This is a genomic window from Streptomyces sp. NPDC085596, from assembly GCF_044541565.1.
GTDB lineage: Bacteria > Actinomycetota > Actinomycetes > Streptomycetales > Streptomycetaceae > Streptomyces.
The window spans coordinates 324,037-342,409 of the sequence record NZ_JBITTC010000004.1 but is presented as its reverse complement, the minus strand read 5'-3'; the positions used below and the strand labels follow the sequence as shown (position 1 = coordinate 342,409).

The window sequence follows — 18,373 nt, the reverse complement described above, 5'->3', positions numbered from 1 at the left end:
CCGTCGTGTCCCACGCATCCCCCGAGGCCGCGCTGGCGGCCCTCACCGATCCGGCGGCGCCCTTCCTGATCGGCGTACGGCACCACGCGCCCTCCCTGGCGTGGGCGGTGCCGGCGCTGCTGGACGCCGCGCGGCCGGACGTGCTCCTGGTCGAGCTGCCCGCCGAGTTCCAGGAGTGGCTGCCGTGGCTCGCCCATGAGGACACGGTGGCGCCGGTCGCCCTGGCGGCGGCGCCCGAGGGCGGGGGTGCGGGACCGGCGTTCTATCCCTTCGCGGACTTCTCCCCGGAGCTGGCCGCCGTCCGGTGGGCGGCCCGGCACTCGGTACCGGTGGTCGCCTGCGATCTGCCGCTGGCGGACCGGGGCTGGGGGGAATCGGCCGTCGCGTCGGAGCCGGCGGTCCCCGGTGTCGCCGCCGCGCTGCGGACCCGGCTCACCGGACGCCGTGACGACGACCTGTGGGACCGGCTGGTCGAGGCCATCGCCCCCGGTTCCACCCCGGAGGCGCTGCGACGGGCCGCGCTGCTGACGGGCTGGGCGCTGCGGGAGGACGCGGCGGCCTCGGGCGGGGTTCCGGAGGTGGACCTGCGGCGTGAACACCGGATGCGGTCATGCCTGGCCGCCGCCACGACGGACGGCGGGCGCGCGGCCCTGGTGGTGGGCGCCTTCCACGCGCCCGCCCTGCTCACCCCGTCCGACGCACCCGCCGAAGCCGTGCCTTCCGTCACCTGGACGACCTCGCTCATCCCCTACACCTACGCCCTGCTGGACGCGCGTTCCGGTTATCCGGCCGGCATCCGCGATCCCGAGTGGCAGCATCTGGTGCTCGACGCGGCCGGCGATCCGGGCGCGCTGGAGGAGGCGCTGACCGGGGCGGCGGTACGGGTGTGCGCCGGGCTGCGGGCGCTCGGCCACCCCTCCGGGCCGGCCGACGCGCGGGAGATCGCCCGGCTGGCCGGGGATCTGGCCCGGCTGCGCGGGCTGCCCGCGGCGGGCCGGGGTGAGCTGGTGGAGGCCGTGCAGACGGTGCTCACACAGGGCGAGCCGTACGGGCGGGGGCGGGCCGTGGCGCGGGCGATGGAGACGGTGCTCGTCGGCACGCGCGCCGGGCGGCCCGCGCCGGGCGCTCCGCGCAGCGGGCTGGCTCCGGCGGTCGAGGCAGAGCTGGCGGAGCTGGGGCTGCCCGGTCCCACGGAGTCGGGTCGCGGTCCGGCGCGTGATCTGCGGCTGAACCCGCTCCGCTCCGATCTTGACCGCCGCCGCGAACTGCTGCTGCGCCGCCTGTCGGTGTGCGGTGTGCCGTACGCGGAGGCCAAGGAGGTCATCGGGGCGGGCGGCACCGAGGCCCTGACCTCCCGCTGGGAGGCGCGCTGGACACCGGCCACGGCCGCGCTGCTGACCGCGGCCGGTGTCCGGGGCGTCACCCCGGCCCAGGCCGCCGAGGGTGTGCTGCGCGAACGGCTGCGCGCTCAGCGGGCCGAGGGCGGTCCCATGGCCGCGCAGACGCTGCGGGGGCTGGAGCAGGCGGCGGAGTGCGGCCTGACCGAGCTGGTCGACGAGCGGCTGACGGAGACCGGGGCCGTCCTTCCGGACGCAGGCACACTGCCCGAACTCCTGGCCGGTCTGGCCCTGTTGGACCGGTTGCGTGCCGGGCACGTGGCGGGGCTGGACGCGTCGGACGACCGTGCCGCCCGCGCGGGAGCCGTGGCCGGGCTGCTGACCACGGCCGCCGTGCGCCAGGTCGACGGTCTCACCGGCTCGGAGGACCCGGCCGACGCCCGCGCCCTGCTCGAACTCGCCCACCGCGCCGATGTGTTCGGCGGCATCAGGCTCGCCGACGCGCTCGCTCGGCTGGCCGCCGGGGGTTCCCCGCTGATGCGTGGCGCGGCCGGGGCCGTACGGGTGCTGCTGGGGCACGAGGAGCCGCGGCTGCTCGGGGACCGGGTGGCGTCCTGGGTGGACGGGGCCGTGGACGCCGGGTCCCGGTCGGCGTTGACCGCGCGGCTGGCCGGACTGCTCACCGCGGCCGGGCAGTTGCTGGAGTCGGCGGCGCCCGCGCTGGAACCGCTGCTGGGCCGGGTGTCGGAGCTGTCCGACCGGGACTTCGTGGAGCGGCTGCCCGCCCTGCGCGGCGGGTTCGACACGCTGAGCCCGGCGGCCCGCGAGCGTCTGCTGTCGACCGTGGAGGAGCGCCTGGACGAGCGTCACCTCGCGGACACGGGCGCCATCGACCCGGTGGCGCTGGCCGCGTGGACCGGCGCCGACCTCGCGGCCCGCGAAGCCCTCGCGGCGCTGGGCCTGCTGCCCCCGCCGCATCCCGCCGAGTCCGGCCCCGAGGCAGTGAAGGCTGCCCCCGCGAACGGGAACCGGCTCGCTCCGGCCGACCGCTGGCGCCTGGTCCTGGGCCGCCGCACCGACCGTCTCCCCGCGTCCGCCCGCCCGCTGGCCACCGCGCTGGACGAGCTGTACGGCAGCGGGCGCGGTGAGGGCAGCCGGGGCGACCTCACCGGGCCGGCGGGCAGGGGCGGCCGCGAGCCGTCGTACCCCGGGGTCCGGGAGTGGTCCGAGGAACTGGCGGCGCTGTTCGGGCCGGGTGTCCGCGAAGAGGTGCTGGCGGCGGCCGCCGACGCGGGCCGGACGGACGTACTCACGGAACTGGACGCGGACGCCGTACGCCCCTCCGTCGACCTGCTCCGCTCGGTGCTGCGGCACGCGGGCGGTCTCCCGGAGGCGCGGCTCGCGGCGCTGCGGCCCCTGGTCCGGCGCCTGGTGGACGCCCTGACCCGGCAGTTGGCGACGCGGCTACGACCCGCGCTGCACGGCGCCACGCTGCCGCGCCCGAGCAGCCGCCCGGGCGGCGGTCTCGACCTCCCGCGCACCCTGCGGGCCAATCTGGCCACCGCGCGCCGCGCCCTCGACGGCACGGTCAAGGTCATCCCGGAGCGGCCCGTGTTCCGCACGCGCGCCCGGCGGGCCGCCGACTGGCGGCTGATCCTGGTCACCGACGTGTCGGGCTCGATGGAGGCGTCCACCGTCTGGGCGGCGCTCACGGCCTCGGTACTGGCCGGGGTGCCGACGCTGTCGACGCACTTCCTGGCGTTCTCCACCGAGGTGATCGATCTGACCGAGCACGTCGAGGACCCGCTGTCGCTGCTGCTGGAGGTCAGCGTCGGCGGTGGCACGCACATCGCGGCCGGGCTGCGGCACGCGCGTGAGCTGGTCACCGTGCCCTCGCGGACCCTCGTCGTGGTGATCAGCGACTTCGAGGAGGGATATCCGCTCGGCGGGCTGCTGGCCGAGGTCCGCGCGCTGGTGGGGGCGGGCTGCCATGTACTGGGCTGCGCGAGTCTCGACGACGCGGGCCGCCCGCGCTACGCCACCGGGGTGGCCGGCCGTCTGGTCGCGGCGGGGATGCCGGTCGCCACTCTCAGCCCGCTGGAACTCGCCCGCTGGATAGGGGAGAAGATCGCATGAGTCCGCAACTCCCGCCGGTCGACCCGGCCGTGACGGCCGAACTCGTCGCCGCGCTCTCGCCCCGGCTGCGCAAACGGCTGGACGCGGGCATCGCCAAGCTGGCGGACCGCCCGATGAGCCGCGACGGCACGACCGTACGCGTCGCCGTGGACGACAGCACGGACATCGAACTCCGCGCCCCCGAGGGCACGGTGACCCGCGCGGACGACATCCACTGCGGCTGCCTGCTGGCCCCGGCCTGCCTGCACCGGGCGGCCGTCGCCTCGGCGGCGCCGATCGCGGAGGGTGGCCCTTCCAAAGCGCCTGCGGGCGATGTGGAGGTGCGTACGGAGACGGACCGCGCCACCCCCGAGCAGACCGCCGCCGCGCACGCCGTGCGGGCCGCCGCGGCGGCCGTGCTCGACGCCGGTACGGACGGCTGTGGGGCGGTGCTCCAGGCGGAGTTGCTGCGCGCGGCGCACATCGCGCGGCTCGCGGGTCTCCCCCGGCTCGCCGGCTCGGCCGTCTCGGTGGTCACAGCCCTGCGCGCGGCCCGCTCCGCCGACCCCGCGTACCGTCTGGCCGACCTCGCGGCCACCCTCGGCGACACCCTGGCGGTGGCCCACCGTCTGCCGGGTGCCGAGGACACGGAGCTGGCCGAGCTGCGCGGCACCGCACGCCAGGCGTACCGCCCGGACGGCTCGCTGCGCCTGTACGGCCTCTTCTCCGAGCCGGTGCTGACGGCGAGCGGCTACGCGGGCGCCGTCACCTGGACCGCCGACGCCGAGGGCCGGCTGTACCAGGTCTCCGACGTGGCACCCGGCGGCCCCGGCCGGGCGGTGGGCGCGGCGGACCGTACCGTACGCGTCGGCGACACGGCACTGACCCACCGCGAGCTGTCGCGGGCGGGGCTGGCCATGGCGGGGGCCACGGTCTCGCCGTCGGGCCGGCTGGGGGCAGGAGCGGGCGTACGGGCGGTCCGCGCGCCGGGGGTGGAGTGGCGCGCGGAGCCGGTGGACCGGCTCTGGACGCTGCCCGTGGCCGAACAGGTGGCGCGTGCTCTGGCGGGCGGCTCCGGCCTGCTCTTTCTCGAAGTGACGCTGAGCGGCACGGCCCGCGAGGCGGCGGGCGACTGTCTACTGGCGGAGTACGAGGGCGGCACCGTGCGCCTGACCTCCGCCCATGACGACCCGGCGCTCCCCCACCGCGACAATCTGCGCCTGCTGGCAGCCGCCCAGGGCACCCGGCTCCGGATCGTGGCCCGCCTGACCCCGGCCCCGCACGCCCGAGCCGCCCTGCTGGCGACCGAGCACCCCACCGTCACCGGCACCCGTGTCGATGTCGGCCTGGACCGCCTCCAGCGCGCCGACCTGCCCGCCGCACCGCGTGCGGCGGCGCTTGAAGTACCGCCAGGGGTGGAGGCGCCCGTACACCTGCTGCGGCGCCGTGTGCACCAGGCGGTGGCGGGCGGCCGTCGCACCCTGTCCTTCCCGGGCACCATGGCCACCGACATGCGCCGCCTGAACGCCCATGGCCTCGGCACGGCCGCCGATCTCCTGGCCGAGCTGCACGCCTCCGCGACGGAGCGTTCCCGCGACGTCTTCGGCCGCCTGCTCCCGGCCGACACCACCCGCTTCGCCCGCACCTGGCTGGCGGCGACCCGCTACACCACGGAACTGGACCGGGCGCTGTGCGCGGCCGCGTGGGGCGTCCAGTCCGGGTAATCGCGTCGACAACGCCCCACTGCGCCCGGCAAAGTAGCCGCCCGTGACAAGCAGCGAACTGTGGAACCGTGACAGTGCCGAGCGCTACGACACTGAGGAGACCGAGATGTCCTCGGCGGCGGTGCTCGGCCCCACCCTCGACTTCCTCGCCGAACTGGCCGGAGAGGGAAGGGCGTTGGAGTTCGCCGTCGGCACCGGCCGGGTGGCCGTTCCGTTGCGGGAGCGGGGGGTGCCGGTGGCGGGCATCGAGTTCTCCGAGCACATGGCGGCGGTGCTGCGCCGGAAGGTGGACGAGGAGACGCTCCCGGTCACGCTGGGAGACATGGCCACGACGGTCGTACCGGGCGAGTTCAGCCTGGTCTACCTCGTCTACAACACCATCTCCAACCTGCTGACACAGGAGGAGCAGGTGGAGTGCTTCCGTAACGCCGCCCGGCATCTGGCGCCCGGCGGACGCTTCGTCATCGAACTGACCGTGCCGCCGCTGCGGCTCCTGCCGCCCACACAGTCGGCGGTGCCGTTCGACGTGTCGACGGGGCACATCGGCTTCGACACCTTCGACCTGGTGGACCAGATCCTGGTCTCCCACCACCTCACGCGGGACGGCGAGGACGGCCGGTACCGGCGCTCGGCCTCCCGCCACCGCTATGCCTGGCCCGCGGAGCTGGACCTGATGGCCCGCATCGCCGGCCTGCGCCTGGAGCGCCGCGTGGCGGACTGGACCGGGACCCCTTTCACGGATGCCTCGGCCAATCACATCTCGGTCTGGCGCAAGGCGCTCTGACTTCGGGGGCCTTCCCCACCATGGTCCACTCCTGATAGGCGCAGGAGGCATGACACGACTCTCCCGCGCCGCACGCGGTGTCATCACCGCCGTAGCCGCCCTGCTGACCGTGACCGCCGCCTCCACCACGGCCCGAGCCACACCCGGACCGAGGGCACCGAGGGACTTCGTGGCCCTGAGCACGGTGGACCCCACCATCATCCAGGAGATGCGCTACTTCACCCCGCACAACTTCGTCGGCGAGCGCATCGACGGCTACCAGCAGCCGATCTGCGTCCTCACCCGCCCCGCCGCCCAGGCCCTGCACCAGGCACAGCGCCAACTGCTGCGCCAGGGCTACAGCTTGAAGGTGTACGACTGCTACCGCCCGCAGCGCGCCGTCGACCACTTCGTCCGCTGGGCCGAGGACCTCGACGACGAGACCATGAAGGCCGAGTTCTACCCGAACGTCGACAAGACCCGGCTCTTCGCCGACGGCTACATCGCGGAGAAGTCCGGCCACAGCCGCGGCTCGACCATGGACCTGACGGTCGTCAAACTCCCGGCAAGGCCGACCCGCCCCTACGTCCCCGGCCGGCCCCTGGTCTCCTGCTACGCCCCCAAGTTCCAGCGCTTCCCCGACAACTCCCTCGACATGGGCACCGGGTTCGACTGCTTCGACCCCCTCGCCCACACCCTGGACCCCCGCATCCAGGGCCCGCAGCGCGCCAACCGCCTGCTGCTCAAGAACCTCCTGGAGAACCTGGGCTTCGTGAACCTGGCCGAGGAGTGGTGGCACTACACGTACAAGCCGGAGCCGTACCCGAACACGTACTTCGACTTCCCGGTGACCTGGAAGTCACTGACCAAGCACTGACCCACGGTCCGCAACGGATCTCGCGCCCTACGGCCGCCCGGTGGAGTACGTGCGGGTTCCTTCAAGGCTGTGTGACACGGCGGATCCGTATCTCAGCAGCTAGACCGCTCCGTGGCGCGCCTTCACTCGGGACACGGCGGCCGTGGCGGTGGAGTCCGGGCTGGCGGACGTCGTGACGCTACAGCGCCGTCGGCAGGCCCGGTTTCCCCGCATGATGAGGAGAGTTTCTTCCTCGACACGCTCTCGGAGTACCAGTGGGACCGGGACGCGGCAGGGCTGGCACGGGCCACCCTTGATGGTCTGGTCAAGCCAGTCATCGAAGTATGCAATTACTACGGCACGGTTCCCTGGCAGCTGTCGCCGAGGGAGGTTGACCGGTACTTCGCGGGACCTGGGAAACGAGCGTCCTCGGCTCTGCGCGCGAAGATCAACAAGATCGACGCGTACTTTGCCTTCCTTGAACAGCGGCATGCCGGCGAGATCATGCGGCGCTTTGGTGCTGCCGTTGAGTCACCGATCGACCTGTTCAACCGGCCCCGGCACCGTGGGAACTTCGGGCTTCGGATCCCGCCATCACGGACGGCGATGCGCGACTTCTTCTCGCGCTGGCGCGAGGACCTGCCGAACGCACGGAAGTACTTCGTCGCCTGCCGCGACTATGTGATGACCAAGGTCGCGTACCTGTCCGGTGTCCGTGCCGCGGAGCTCTGCGGGGTGTGCATGGGTGACATTCACCGGGAGCACGGCCAGTGGGGTCGCTTCGTTGTCCAAGGTAAGGGTGCCCGCGCTTCCGGGCCCGGCCTCGCGAGGCGTACATGCTCCAGGAGGGGCGTGCCCTGTTGTGGTGGTACATCGAAGAGATCCGGGGCGATTCGGGAACGACGCCGAACACCCACGGGCGCCTCTGTGGCCGTCGGAACGCAAGCCGACTGCGGTAGCCGCTCTGAATCTACCGATCGCCCCTTCTGCATTCCGGCGGTCGCTGCACGCCGCGGCTACGAACTACCTCGCGCGCAGGCGGCGCAACGACTGGTGATGGACAGGGGGAACCTGCGGTGAAGTGGAATCTGCGGATGGTGGCGGCCCAGCATGACCTGTGGCGGCCTACCGAGGTGCTGGCGGCCTTCCAGCAGGTGGGGTTCAACCCCTCGCTGAGCAAGGTCGCCGCGTTGTGGGGCGGTGCCCCGGTCACAGTACGCCTCGACGACCTCGACAAGATCTGTACGGCGCTGAACTGCACGGTTGCTGATCTGCTTCAGGCGGAGCCGCTCCCAGACACGCAGGCGGCGCCGGAGTCTGCGCAGTAGGCCGTTGGTGCTGAGTCACAGCTGCCGGCCGGCCCGCTGCGGCCGGTGCCGCGTACCCGGCACGGCAGCGGGCCTCGCTCACTGCCGCCGAGCTGACAGCCGATGAGAACGGACGGGGCGTGGCCCGGAGTTGCGAGTCGTGTCTGGGCTGGGTCCTGTTGCGCCACAGCTGGGTGTGCGCTTGGTGCAAAGCCTGGCAGCAGAAGCGTCGAGGACGAGGCTTGTGCCCGCATTGCCGCCATGACGGCTACCTGAACACCGACGGGCTGTGCCGTTCCTGCCTAGCCCGTGGCGGTGTAGCAGTGGGTCCGGCATCATCCCCATGTGATTGTGATGCAAGCCGTTCTGGAGATCTCCGCCGCCGACGACTTCGCGCTCTGGCCGGTTGGCGAGCAGGAATCGTATGGCTACCTCGTGCTGAACGGGGAGCTGACTCCGGCGGAGATCGGCACGGCGGTTATGCAGATCGCCGACTGCAACGCCTTCGAGCCGGAGGAGGAGCACGGGCCGTGCCCGACCGACCCGCTCGGCACATTCCTGCACGGGCTGCTCACCATGCCTGATCTGTTCGCCGCCGGAGGGTTCCGGGTGACCGAGAATGCCACCGACACCGTCTTCGTCGAGCCGGGCTGCTGCAACGGCCTGGAGACCTGGCGGGACTGGCTGGAGGTGCTCGACGGCACTGGCTGCTCCTACTTCGGCCACGATCCGTCGTCGGTGGCCGAACGCGTTGGCGACATTGCCCGGCTGACGTTCGACGCTTACGGAACGGACGGCAGCCCGGTGATCGAGCTGTCGGTAGACCAGGCACGCAGGCTCGTCGCGGGCGCCCAGCAGGATTTGCAGGACTTCCTCGGTCTTGCCGGAATCTGGGCTGAACAACACCTGCCGGCACACGCCGCCGCCGTCGCTGCCGCCCTGGCACGGGCACTGGACCTGACGCCCACACAATGACCAGCTTCCTGACCCACCGAGCGCACGTGCACGACGCCCGTCTCCCCCTCCGCCGCCGGCACAGCGCGCTGCGGACCTGCATCACCCTCTTTGCTCCGTACGGCTTCCGGGCGACGTACCACCACCTCACGCTCAGCGCCGCGATCCCCCGGCGGCTGGAGGCGGACCCGGACGCGCTGGTGCGGGCGATGGAGGAACTGCATGAGGCGCGGGTGCTGTGGCTCGCGCGAGCGGAGGAGTACGCCGCGCACCGCCGGGCGGAGAAGCGGGCGGGGCGGCGGGCCTTAGTGAACCCGCGACCGTGGTGGCTGCGGAGCTGGTGGGAGGGCCCGAACCGCGCCTGGTACGAAGACCCGTTTCGCCATCCGTCGCTGCGGCTGCCTGAGTACGTTCGGCGACAGAACGCGATTCTGGACGGCGCCGACCTCCCTGGCTGCCCCGCCTGCGGGGACGAGAGACCGCTGGTGTCGAACTCGACCGGGCACGGCTTGGTGGAGCTGTGCCGTGGGTGCGCGTGGGTGCTGGCGCCATGTCCGTGCGGGCAGCGGCACCGGTTCGTCCCGGAGACGCCGTTCAACTGGAAAGGGATCTGGCAGCGGGCGCACATGAGCGATGACGGCATGCCGAACCCACATTGGCCTGCGGGCTAGCCGGTTGGATGCGGCACGGGGGGCTTGAGTGTGGCTGATCAGCTGGGTGGCGCGCGCTCTTCAGATCGTTGCCCGCCGCGCAGGTGATCGTTGCCCGGCGCTCCTCGTGGCGAAGAGATATCACGGACGCTGCTGGGAGGTCGCCAGTTGGTCACCACACGTCGACGGACCAGACGTCGCCCCTCTGATGTCCGTCTGGATCTGGGTCGCCTGACCCGTACGGGTCAGGGTCAGCGACGACGTGGATGCGGGCGGCGGACGCGGATACGCGGTAGCAGTCCATGTCACTCGACGTGTTGTGCCTGTCGAGTTCGATCGTGTGGCCCAGGGCCAGGATGGCGGTCTGCAGTTCCTTGAAGGGGACTCTGGGTGCGAATTCCCCGTACTCCCGCGAGAGCGGGGACGGCACGGTGCTCGGGGACTGGTCGTACATCAGTCGTTGGATCTTCACGCCGAAGCCGAAGCACGACATCTGCCCTTGCCGCCCTGGCTGGTCCGGCGAGAAGTTGATTTCCACGAGCCCGTAGTCCCGCCGCAGTAGGCCACCACCGGGAACATCGAGGCGTGTCGCCCCCAGGGCGGCTTCCCAGGCTTCCGGGTCGGCACCAAGGCCAACTCCCAGGACCTCACCGCAAACGGCGACGTGAGCGTAGAAGTCCAAAGCGGACACCCGCCAACTCCCTCAACTATCCGGACAGGGCATCACTCGCTGATCTCCGCACGGGACAGGCGGACCAGCGCCCAGTATTCGGTGATCGTACAGAGCAGCCTGTCAGGGCAGTTGCCGGGTGAGTTCGTCGCCGTCGTCGGTCGAAGCCCCAGGTGGGATGCGTCTTTCAGATCAGCTGTGGTCTTCCCGACCCTCCTGGCAGACCGGGCTTCGCTCACCATGCCCCGTCAGCTAGGCCGGAACCCGCGCGCTTCCGGAACGGACTGATCGAAGCCCCCGAGGGCGGCCCTTCCCCACGGCGGCGGACAATGGGCTCAACAGGAGACTCCAGTAGTCGAGGCCGGAGCACAATCACGGCAGCGGCGATGGACCATGTAGGGCCCGTGGGCGGGTGGCTGGTGCGAGGACCGTCTCGCGGCCACCACCCGGCTCCGCTGCGGCCACGTCCGCCGGACAGCACCTCAGAAGGGGAAGCGTGACCGAGACCAGCAGCACCCGATCCGCCGCCAGTGACGCGCAAGGGGCACCACGGAGCCGACTGCAGCGTCTGATGCGCTACATCCCCCTGGTCGCCCCTGTCCTGCTGTGGGCCGTGCCGTGCTGGGTTCTCCTGTACACCGGTCAGCGTTGGTCGCTCCCCGTGTCCCTGATCGGCACGACGCTGTTCACGCTCGGCCTGATCGGTATGCCGCTCGCGATGGCACGCGGCCACGGCCGGCGCCAGCAGGACCGGGCGGCGATCGTCGGTGACACGCTGCTGGGCAGCGCCTGGGTCCTGTTCACCTGGTCCGTTCTGCTCGGCGTCCTGCTGCGGCTCGCCCTGGCCGTGGCCGGCGTCGGTGACGGACAGGACCGGGCGCGCATCGTCACCTGGGCCGTCCTCGGTGTAACCACCGTGCTGCTCGCCTGGGGGTATGCCGAGGCCCGACGCGTGCCACGCGTACGCCGACTCGACGTGCGACTGCCGCGTCTGGGAGCCGGGTTGGACGGCACCCGAGTCGTCCTGATCACCGACACCCACTACGGCCCGCTCGACCGCGCCCGCTGGTCGGCACGGGTCTGCGAGACGGTGAACACCCTGGAAGCCGACCTGGTCTGCCACACCGGCGACATCGCGGACGGCACGGCCGAACGCCGTCGCGACCAGGCCGCCCCACTGGGCACCGTGCAGGCTACTCGGGCCCGTGTCTACGTCACCGGCAACCACGAGTACTACAGCGAGGCCCAGGGCTGGGTCGATCTGATGGACGAGCTGGGCTGGGAGCCACTGCGCAACCGCCACCTGCTCCTGGAACGCGGCGGTGACACCCTCGTGGTCGCCGGCGTCGATGACGTCACCGCCGAGTCCTCCGGACTGGCGGGCCACCGCGCCCACCTCGCCGGAGCCCTCGACGGCGCCGACCCCGACCTCCCCGTCCTCCTCCTCGCCCACCAGCCCAAGTTCATCGACCGCGCGGCAGCCCACGGCATCGACCTCCAGCTCTCCGGCCACACCCACGGCGGCCAGATCTGGCCCTTCCACCACTTGGTGCGCCTCGACCAGCCGGCCCTCGCCGGCCTCAGCCACCACGGCACCCGCACCCTCCTCTACACCAGCCGCGGCACCGGCTTCTGGGGCCCACCCTTCCGCGTCTTCGCCCCCAGCGAGATCACCCTGCTCGTACTCCGCTCCCCGCAGCAGCCCACCTCGTCCTAGATGATCTATTCCAAGGGGTCAGTGGTCGTAGGCGATCAGTGAGCGTAGGACGGTTTGTCCGGTGGCGTCGTTGCGTCAGATCGCGGCGGTCAGCGCGGAGACGATCTTGGACACCCTCGTTCTCGTCTCCACAGGCACCCCTTGGGCCACACCACCAGGAGGAACCCGTGTCATACCCGCAACCGCTCACCCCCGAGGAGAAACTCGCCGACGCGAAGAAGCAGCTGGGCCTCCCGCGTATCGTCGTGATCTGCGGCTCCACCCGTTTCATGACCGAGATGACCGAGGCCGATCTGCGGGAGACCAAAGCCGGAAAGATTGTCGTCAAACCGGGTTGCGACATGAAATCGCCGCACGAACTTTGGTCCGATCCTGTCGAGGCCGAGGCGCTGAAGGTTCGACTCGACGAGCTGCGCCGAGCGAAGATCCGGCTCGCTGATGAGGTGCTCGTAGTCGGCGACTACATCGGAGACAGCACCCGAGCCGAAATCGCCTACGCCCGGTCGCTGGGCAAGCCCGCGCGGTTCACGCACCCCGAAGTCGACCCCGACGCCTGACCGCCCACCCCCACACCCTCCGCAGGCACCCCTTGGAATTGACCATCCAGGGCGTGTCCGCTCGGAGAGGCCCACGAGCAGACCTCAGCTGGTACAGCCGGAGGTTCCCTCTTCGGTCACACCCGAGCGGCTCACTGCCCCAGGAAGCTCAACCGCACCTTACGGTTCGGACTATCCCGATTCGTGTCCACCAGGCAGACCGATTGCCAGGTACCCAGCTCCAGGCTGCCGCCGATCACCGGCAGGGTCGCGTGGGGTGGGACGATCGCGGGGAGGACGTGGTCGCGGCCGTGGCCGGGGCTGCCGTGGCGGTGCTGCCAGCGGTCGTCGGCCGGGAGCAGGGTGTGCAGGGCGGTCAGCAGGTCGTCGTCGCTGCCGGCTCCGGTCTCGATGACCGCGACACCGCAGGTCGCGTGGGGTACGAAGATGTTGAGGAGGCCGTCGCGGCCCGCCGCGACCTCGCCCAGGAAGTGCTCGCACTCCTGAGTGAGGTCTACGACCCGCTCACGGGACCCGGTGGCGACGTCGAGCACGCGCGTGGTGAAGGCATCTGACATGCCTCCATCCTCACCCGCCGATCGCGTTTCACGCCCCTCGGCGCGACCGTTCCGCGATACGAGCCGTCCACTGGACGAGACACCGTTGACCGGCGAACGCCCGCCTGGCTACGTTCACCGGCATGTCGCGTTCAGCCCTGCTCACCACGCGCGGTCACATCGACCTGCTCCGGGTGGCCTCCGCCGCGTGTCGCCCCGGCCGCTGACGCCTTTCCCTCGTTCCATCTCTGCCCTTCCTTCGGGCTTACTCGCGTTCCCCGCACGCCACGCGTGACCCTCCGCTGAGCCGAGGGCGACCGTTGACGGCGGCCGGCGCACCTTCTTTCCGCGCTCTCCACCGTGTGGAGCACCCATGAGCGTCAGCCATGCCCCACCCCACCCCTCCGATACCACCAGCACACCCAAAACCTCCCCCACCTTGCAACGCCTCGTCCCCGCCTCCTCCCGGCGCACCCGGCTCCCCCGCTGGCTGCGCCGCACCACCGGCCCGCTCGCTCTCCTCGCCCTGTGGCAACTCCTCAGCGCGACGCGTGTATTGGCACCCGATGTACTCGCCTCACCGGGCCGAATAGCCCAGGTCGCCGGAGATCTGACGGCCGATGGTTCGCTTCCCTCGGCCATGGCCATCTCGCTGCAACGCGTCGCCGCCGGACTGGTCCTCGGCACGGTGATCGGCACCGGACTCGCCCTGATCTCAGGGCTGTTCCGCATCGGCGAGGACGTGGTCGACGCCCCGGTGCAGATGTTGCGGACAGTGCCCTTCGTGGGCCTCATCCCGCTCTTCATCATCTGGTTCGGCATCGGCGAGGCCCCCAAGATCGCGATCATCGCCCTGGGCGTGACCTTCCCGCTCTATCTGAACGTCTACGCGGGCATTCGTGGCGTCGACTCCCAACTCATCGAGGCAGGAGAGTCATTGGGGCTCTCCCGCTGGGGTCTCGTCCGCCATGTGGTGCTGCCGGGCGCCCTGCCCGGCGCGCTCACCGGCCTGCGCTACTCCCTCGGCATCGCCTGGCTCGCCCTGGTCTTCGCCGAACAGGTCAACGCCGATTCCGGTATCGGCTTCCTGATGGTGCAGGCACGCGACTTCCTGCGGACCGACGTGATCGTGGTCTGCCTGATCGTCTACGCCTTCCTCGGCCTCCTCGCCGATTTCATCGTCCGCTCCCTCGAAAGGCTGTTGCTGCGATGGCGACCGACGTTCACGGGCCGGTGAGCCCCGCGACCACCGGGGTCGCCCAGGCCGTCCATGTCGAAGGGCTGACCCGCGCCTTCGACGGCCGCGCCGTCATCGACGACCTTCATCTCGACCTGGCGCCGGGCGAGTTCGTCGCCCTGCTCGGCCGCAGCGGTTGCGGCAAGTCCACGCTGCTCCGGGTTCTCGCCGGGCTCGACCGGGACATCGACGGCACCGTACTGGTCCCCCGCCGCCGTGCGGTCGCCTTCCAGGCGCCCCGGCTCATGCCGTGGAAGAGGGTGTGGCGCAACGTCCTGCTGGGCCTGCCGGGCAAACCCGAACGCGCGCTGGCGGAGCAGGCGTTGGAGGAGGTCGGGCTGGGCCACCGGGTGAACGCGTGGCCGAAGACCCTCTCCGGCGGCGAAGCCCAACGCGTCTCCCTCGCCCGTGCCCTGGTCCGCGAACCCGATCTCCTGCTGCTCGACGAGCCGTTCGGCGCTCTGGACGCGCTGACCCGTATCAACGCCCAGCGGCTGGTGGGTGAGTTGTGGCAGCGCCGGGGCTGCGCGGTACTGCTGGTCACGCATGACGTGGAGGAGGCCGTGCTGCTCGCCGACCGCGTCCTGGTGATGGACGGCGGCCGCATCGCCCATGAGCAGCGTGTCGAACTCGACCGGCCTCGCGGTCTGACCGACCCCCGCTTCGCCGCGATCCGCGCCGATCTGCTGGCACGCCTCGGTGTCACGCCGGCGGCGGAAGCGGCCTGAACCTCCCCCACCTCCTCCCGTCTTGACCCTCGCACCATGAACGGAACCTTCATGCGACGACTCCTGGTCCCCGCAGCGCTGCTCCTCCCACTGGCCCTGTTGCTCACCTCCTGCGGTGGAGACTCCGCCGCCGACACGGGCACGCGGACCGACGGCCACGGCTCCGTCACTCTCGCCGTCGGCGACCAGAAGGGCGGCTCCGAGGCCATCCTGCGGGCCGCCGGGGAGCTGAAGAACCTGGACTACCGGATCAAGTGGTCGACCTTCAGCTCGGGCCCGCCACTGCTGGAGGCGGTCAACGCCGGGGCCGTGGACATCGGCGGCGTCGGCAACACGCCGCCCGTCTTCGCGGCGGGCGCCGGCTCCAAGATCGCGGTGGTGGCCGCCTGGCACGGCACGTCCCGGGGCGACGCCATCCTCGTCCGGAACGACTCCGAGCTGACCGGCCCGAAGCAGCTCAAGGGCAAGTCCGTGGCCGTCGCCCAGGGCTCCTCCGCCCACTACCAACTGGTCGCCTCCCTGGAAGCGGCCGGGCTCCACCTGAAGGACATCAAGGTCAAGTACCTCCAGCCGGCCGACGCGCTCGCCGCGTTCAACTCCGGCAAGGTCGATGCCTGGGCGGTCTGGGACCCGTACACCTCGCAGGTCCTTCAGGGCAAGCAGGGCCGGGTCCTCACCACCGGCGACGGTGTCACCAACGGGCTCGCCTTCCAGGTCGCCTCGCCCGGCGCGCTGCGTGACGCGAAGAAGGCCGCTGCCGTCAAGGACTACCTGGCCCGGCTGCGGCGCGCGCAGAACTGGGTGCACGGGCATCAGGAGGAGTGGGCCAAGGTGTGGGCCAAGGACACGGGGCTGCCGTACGAGGTGGCGCTCGCCTCCGTACGCCGTACCAACGCCACCCGTGTCGCCGTCGCCGTGGACAAGCCCCTCGTCGCCTCCGAGCAGCGGATCGCCGACACCTTCACCGAGCTGAACCTGATCCCGAAGAAGGTCGACTTCGGCGACTTCGTGGACCCGCGCTTCAACGGCGATCTGCCGCCCTCGACCACTCCGGCCAAGCACTGACACGGGAGGCTCCGACATGACCGTACGACTGCACTGGTTCCTGCCGACCGGCGGCGACGGCCGCACCCTGGTCGACCGGCACGCCTACGGCTCCAACATCGGCCGCGAGACCCGCGGCCTGCGCACCCCCGACATCGAGTACCTGGCGCAGATAGCCAAGGCGGCCGAGCAGCTGGGCTTCGAGGCGGTGCTGACCCCGACCGGCACCTGGTGCGAGGACGCCTGGCTGACCACGGTGGCCCTCGCCCAGCACACCGAACGCCTGAAGTTCCTGGTGGCCTTCCGCCCCGGACTGCTCTCCCCCACCCTGGCCGCCCAGATGGCCGCGACCTACCAGCGTCTGACCCGTGGACGGCTCCTGCTCAACGTCGTCACCGGAGGCGACTCGGCCGAACAACGCCGCTTCGGCGACCACCTCGACCACGACCGGCGCTACGAACGCACGGACGAGTTCCTGTCCATCGTGCGCGGCGTCTGGCGGGGCGAGCCGTACGACTTCCACGGCGCCCACTACGAGGTGGACGGCGGTCTCACCTCCCTCCCGCCGGACCCGGTGCCGGAACTGTTCTTCGGCGGCTCCTCCCAGGCCGCGGGACCGGTGGCCGCCCGCCACGCCGACGTGTACCTCACCTGGGGCGAGCCACCGGCGCAGGTGAAGGCGAAGATCGACTGGATTCGCTCACTGGCCGAGCGGGAGGGGCGCACGGTCCGCTTCGGCATCCGGCTGCACACCATCTCCCGCGACTCCTCCGCCGACGCCTGGTCGACGGCGAACCGGCTGCTCGACGACCTGGACGCCGACACCATCGCCGCCGCCCAGGCAGCCCTGGGGCGCAGCGAGTCGGTGGGACAGCGACGGATGCTGGAACTGCACGGCGGCTCCCGCGACCAGCTGGAGATCTACCCGAACCTCTGGGCAGGCGTCGGCCTGGTCAGGGGCGGCGCGGGTACCGCCCTGGTCGGCAGTCACGCGGAGGTCGCCGACCGGATCGAGGAGTACCACGCCCTGGGCGTCGAACACTTCGTGCTCTCCGGATATCCGCATCTGGAGGAGGCGTACTGGTTCGGCGAGGGCGTGATCCCCGAACTGGCCGCCCGTGGCCTGCTGTCCGCCGACACGGCGTCCCGGACCACCGGGCGCGGGGCCCCACTGCTGGTCGCCCGCGGCCGCTGAGCCCTTGGATCACCGCTCACCACCGGCCGCCCCGGCCGCTCACCGGGGCGGCCGCGTGACCGGGCTCTGGCTCGGACTCCCGGACGGCTTGGCCGATCGGGCGGCGGCCTTCTGATAGGCGTTGAAGTCGGCCACGTTCCGCAGATGCCGGGTGTAGTCGGCCGTGAAGCGGGTGTCGCCGGGCTTGACGGTGACGAAGTACAGCCAGTCCCCCTCCGGCGGATTGGTCACCGCCCGCATCGCGTCCTCACCGGGGTTGTCGATCGGCGTGGGAGGCAGCCCCATGCGCTGGTAGGAGTTGTACGGGCTCTCGATCCGGGTGTCGTCGATGCTGGTGTGGATGGTGTTGCGCTTCAGGGCGTAGTTGAGGGTGGAATCCATCTGGAGCGGCATTCCGCGCTCCAGCCGGTTGAAGACGACGCGGGCCACCTTCCCCATGTCGCTCGTCGTGGCGGCCTCGGCCTGGACGATGCTGGCGACGGTCACGGCTTCGTAGACGTTCATCGCGTTGCGCTGCGCCCCGGCCGCGACCGGTGCGCCGTTGAACCTCTGATTGGCCGTCTCGACCATGTGCCGGAGCAGCGACTCGGCCGTGGTGCCGTCGGTGAGGGTGTAGGTCGCCGGGAACAGATAGCCCTCCGGGTTTCCCTCGGCGGCGGACGCCAGCTTCAGACCCGCCTTGGCGACGGACTTGCGGGCGCTGCCGGACGGCAGCTCCAGCGCCTTGTCGACCGCGTCGTAGATCTGGCTCGCGCGCCAGCCCTCCGGGATGACCAGGGTGGCGGGCTCCGCGTCCCCGAGTCCCGACAGGGTCAGCGGCACCCCCACGGCGGTGCCGGCCAGGACGGCGGCGGCTCCGACGAGGACGAGCTTGCCCCGGCGCGTCAGTCGCGTCATGCTCCGTGACGGAGTCTTCGTCTGCATGCGGGCACGGTAATACGCACATGACCACAAACCCGACATATCTTCAGCTTGTCGGCTTT

General features: G+C 71.4%; 16 protein-coding genes and 1 pseudogene. 14 read left to right on the top strand and 3 right to left on the bottom strand.

All coding sequences use genetic code 11. The annotated features are described in order from the left end of the window. The first annotated feature begins 5 nt into the window (after positions 1 to 5). The 7 genes and pseudogenes from ACIGA3_RS14655 to ACIGA3_RS14625 all read left to right on the top strand — a co-directional run bounded on the left by ACIGA3_RS14655 (position 6) and on the right by ACIGA3_RS14625 (position 9,727). Positions 6 to 3,473, top strand: a complete 3,468-nt coding sequence (locus tag ACIGA3_RS14655) for a DUF5682 family protein (protein WP_399714714.1) — start codon at positions 6 to 8, stop codon at positions 3,471 to 3,473. Next, positions 3,470 to 5,176, top strand: a complete 1,707-nt coding sequence (locus ACIGA3_RS14650; RefSeq protein WP_399714712.1) for a hypothetical protein — start codon at positions 3,470 to 3,472, stop codon at positions 5,174 to 5,176. The genes ACIGA3_RS14655 and ACIGA3_RS14650 overlap by 4 nt, the downstream gene beginning before the upstream one ends. A gap of 43 nt (positions 5,177 to 5,219) precedes the next feature. Next, positions 5,220 to 5,960, top strand: coding sequence for a class I SAM-dependent DNA methyltransferase (locus tag ACIGA3_RS14645; RefSeq protein WP_399714710.1), 741 nt, complete (start codon positions 5,220 to 5,222; stop codon positions 5,958 to 5,960). 49 nt (positions 5,961 to 6,009) lie between these two features. Further along, on the top strand, positions 6,010 to 6,816 hold the full coding sequence (locus ACIGA3_RS14640; RefSeq protein ID WP_399714708.1) for a M15 family metallopeptidase: 807 nt from the start codon (positions 6,010 to 6,012) through the stop codon (positions 6,814 to 6,816). A gap of 1,055 nt (positions 6,817 to 7,871) precedes the next feature. Beyond that, positions 7,872 to 8,219: pseudogene (locus ACIGA3_RS14635) on the top strand (helix-turn-helix domain-containing protein). A 237-nt stretch (positions 8,220 to 8,456) separates the two neighbouring features. Continuing rightward, on the top strand, positions 8,457 to 9,077 hold the full coding sequence (locus tag ACIGA3_RS14630; RefSeq protein WP_399715403.1) for a hypothetical protein: 621 nt from the start codon (positions 8,457 to 8,459) through the stop codon (positions 9,075 to 9,077). After that, positions 9,074 to 9,727 carry a hypothetical protein gene (locus ACIGA3_RS14625; RefSeq protein WP_399714705.1) on the top strand — a complete coding sequence of 218 codons (654 nt, stop codon included), beginning with the start codon at positions 9,074 to 9,076 and terminating at the stop codon, positions 9,725 to 9,727. Before ACIGA3_RS14630 ends, ACIGA3_RS14625 begins: the two co-directional genes overlap by 4 nt. A 151-nt stretch (positions 9,728 to 9,878) precedes the next feature. Here the strand turns inward: ACIGA3_RS14625 and ACIGA3_RS14620 are convergent, their stop codons facing one another. Then, the gene (locus ACIGA3_RS14620; protein ID WP_399714702.1) at positions 9,879 to 10,397 is read right to left on the bottom strand and encodes a hypothetical protein; all 519 of its coding nucleotides are present in this window, start codon (positions 10,395 to 10,397) and stop codon (positions 9,879 to 9,881) included. Positions 10,398 to 10,872: 475 nt separating this feature from the next. Between ACIGA3_RS14620 and ACIGA3_RS14615 the strand changes: the two genes are divergently transcribed. After that, the gene (locus tag ACIGA3_RS14615; protein ID WP_399714700.1) at positions 10,873 to 12,093 is read left to right on the top strand and encodes a metallophosphoesterase; all 1,221 of its coding nucleotides are present in this window, start codon (positions 10,873 to 10,875) and stop codon (positions 12,091 to 12,093) included. A 167-nt stretch (positions 12,094 to 12,260) separates the two neighbouring features. Continuing rightward, positions 12,261 to 12,650 carry a hypothetical protein gene (locus tag ACIGA3_RS14610; protein WP_399714698.1) on the top strand — a complete coding sequence of 130 codons (390 nt, stop codon included), beginning with the start codon at positions 12,261 to 12,263 and terminating at the stop codon, positions 12,648 to 12,650. A 131-nt stretch (positions 12,651 to 12,781) separates the two neighbouring features. On the opposite strand, the gene ACIGA3_RS14605 is transcribed toward ACIGA3_RS14610, so the two are convergent. Then, complete coding sequence (locus ACIGA3_RS14605; protein ID WP_399714695.1) at positions 12,782 to 13,207, bottom strand: YjbQ family protein; 426 nt, start codon at positions 13,205 to 13,207, stop codon at positions 12,782 to 12,784. Positions 13,208 to 13,329: 122 nt separating this feature from the next. On the opposite strand from ACIGA3_RS14605, the gene ACIGA3_RS14600 reads away from it, so the two are divergent. From ACIGA3_RS14600 to ACIGA3_RS14580, 5 genes are all read left to right on the top strand, one after another. After that, entirely contained in the window at positions 13,330 to 13,413 is an 84-nt protein-coding gene (locus tag ACIGA3_RS14600; protein ID WP_343235472.1) for a putative leader peptide, read from the top strand. 146 nt (positions 13,414 to 13,559) lie between these two features. Then, the gene (locus ACIGA3_RS14595) at positions 13,560 to 14,423 is read left to right on the top strand and encodes an ABC transporter permease (RefSeq protein ID WP_399714693.1); all 864 of its coding nucleotides are present in this window, start codon (positions 13,560 to 13,562) and stop codon (positions 14,421 to 14,423) included. Next, complete coding sequence (locus tag ACIGA3_RS14590; protein ID WP_399714690.1) at positions 14,396 to 15,151, top strand: ABC transporter ATP-binding protein; 756 nt, start codon at positions 14,396 to 14,398, stop codon at positions 15,149 to 15,151. The genes ACIGA3_RS14595 and ACIGA3_RS14590 overlap by 28 nt, the downstream gene beginning before the upstream one ends. A gap of 51 nt (positions 15,152 to 15,202) precedes the next feature. After that, entirely contained in the window at positions 15,203 to 16,216 is a 1,014-nt protein-coding gene (locus tag ACIGA3_RS14585; RefSeq protein WP_399715399.1) for an ABC transporter substrate-binding protein, read from the top strand. A 16-nt stretch (positions 16,217 to 16,232) separates the two neighbouring features. After that, positions 16,233 to 17,390 (top strand): LLM class flavin-dependent oxidoreductase, encoded by a 1,158-nt coding sequence (locus ACIGA3_RS14580; protein ID WP_399714687.1) that lies wholly within the window; start codon positions 16,233 to 16,235, stop codon positions 17,388 to 17,390. Positions 17,391 to 17,429: 39 nt separating this feature from the next. Here the strand turns inward: ACIGA3_RS14580 and mltG are convergent, their stop codons facing one another. Next, on the bottom strand, positions 17,430 to 18,314 hold the full coding sequence (gene mltG / locus ACIGA3_RS14575; RefSeq protein ID WP_399714684.1) for an endolytic transglycosylase MltG: 885 nt from the start codon (positions 18,312 to 18,314) through the stop codon (positions 17,430 to 17,432). Positions 18,315 to 18,373: the final 59 nt, after the last annotated feature.

Bases quoted from the DNA above. Each gene is read 5' to 3' on its own strand.
- ACIGA3_RS14650 (WP_399714712.1), top strand. From the start codon at position 3,470: ATGAGTCCGCAACTCCCGCCGGTCGACCCGGCCGTGACGGCCGAACTC.
- ACIGA3_RS14640 (WP_399714708.1), top strand. From the start codon at position 6,010: ATGACACGACTCTCCCGCGCCGCACGCGGTGTCATCACCGCCGTAGCC.
- ACIGA3_RS14630 (WP_399715403.1), top strand. From the start codon at position 8,457: ATGCAAGCCGTTCTGGAGATCTCCGCCGCCGACGACTTCGCGCTCTGG.
- ACIGA3_RS14625 (WP_399714705.1), top strand. From the start codon at position 9,074: ATGACCAGCTTCCTGACCCACCGAGCGCACGTGCACGACGCCCGTCTC.
- ACIGA3_RS14605 (WP_399714695.1), bottom strand. From the start codon at position 13,207: ATGTCAGATGCCTTCACCACGCGCGTGCTCGACGTCGCCACCGGGTCC.
- ACIGA3_RS14600 (WP_343235472.1), top strand. From the start codon at position 13,330: ATGTCGCGTTCAGCCCTGCTCACCACGCGCGGTCACATCGACCTGCTC.
- ACIGA3_RS14595 (WP_399714693.1), top strand. From the start codon at position 13,560: ATGAGCGTCAGCCATGCCCCACCCCACCCCTCCGATACCACCAGCACA.
- ACIGA3_RS14590 (WP_399714690.1), top strand. From the start codon at position 14,396: ATGGCGACCGACGTTCACGGGCCGGTGAGCCCCGCGACCACCGGGGTC.
- ACIGA3_RS14585 (WP_399715399.1), top strand. From the start codon at position 15,203: ATGCGACGACTCCTGGTCCCCGCAGCGCTGCTCCTCCCACTGGCCCTG.
- ACIGA3_RS14580 (WP_399714687.1), top strand. From the start codon at position 16,233: ATGACCGTACGACTGCACTGGTTCCTGCCGACCGGCGGCGACGGCCGC.
- mltG (WP_399714684.1), bottom strand. From the start codon at position 18,314: ATGCAGACGAAGACTCCGTCACGGAGCATGACGCGACTGACGCGCCGG.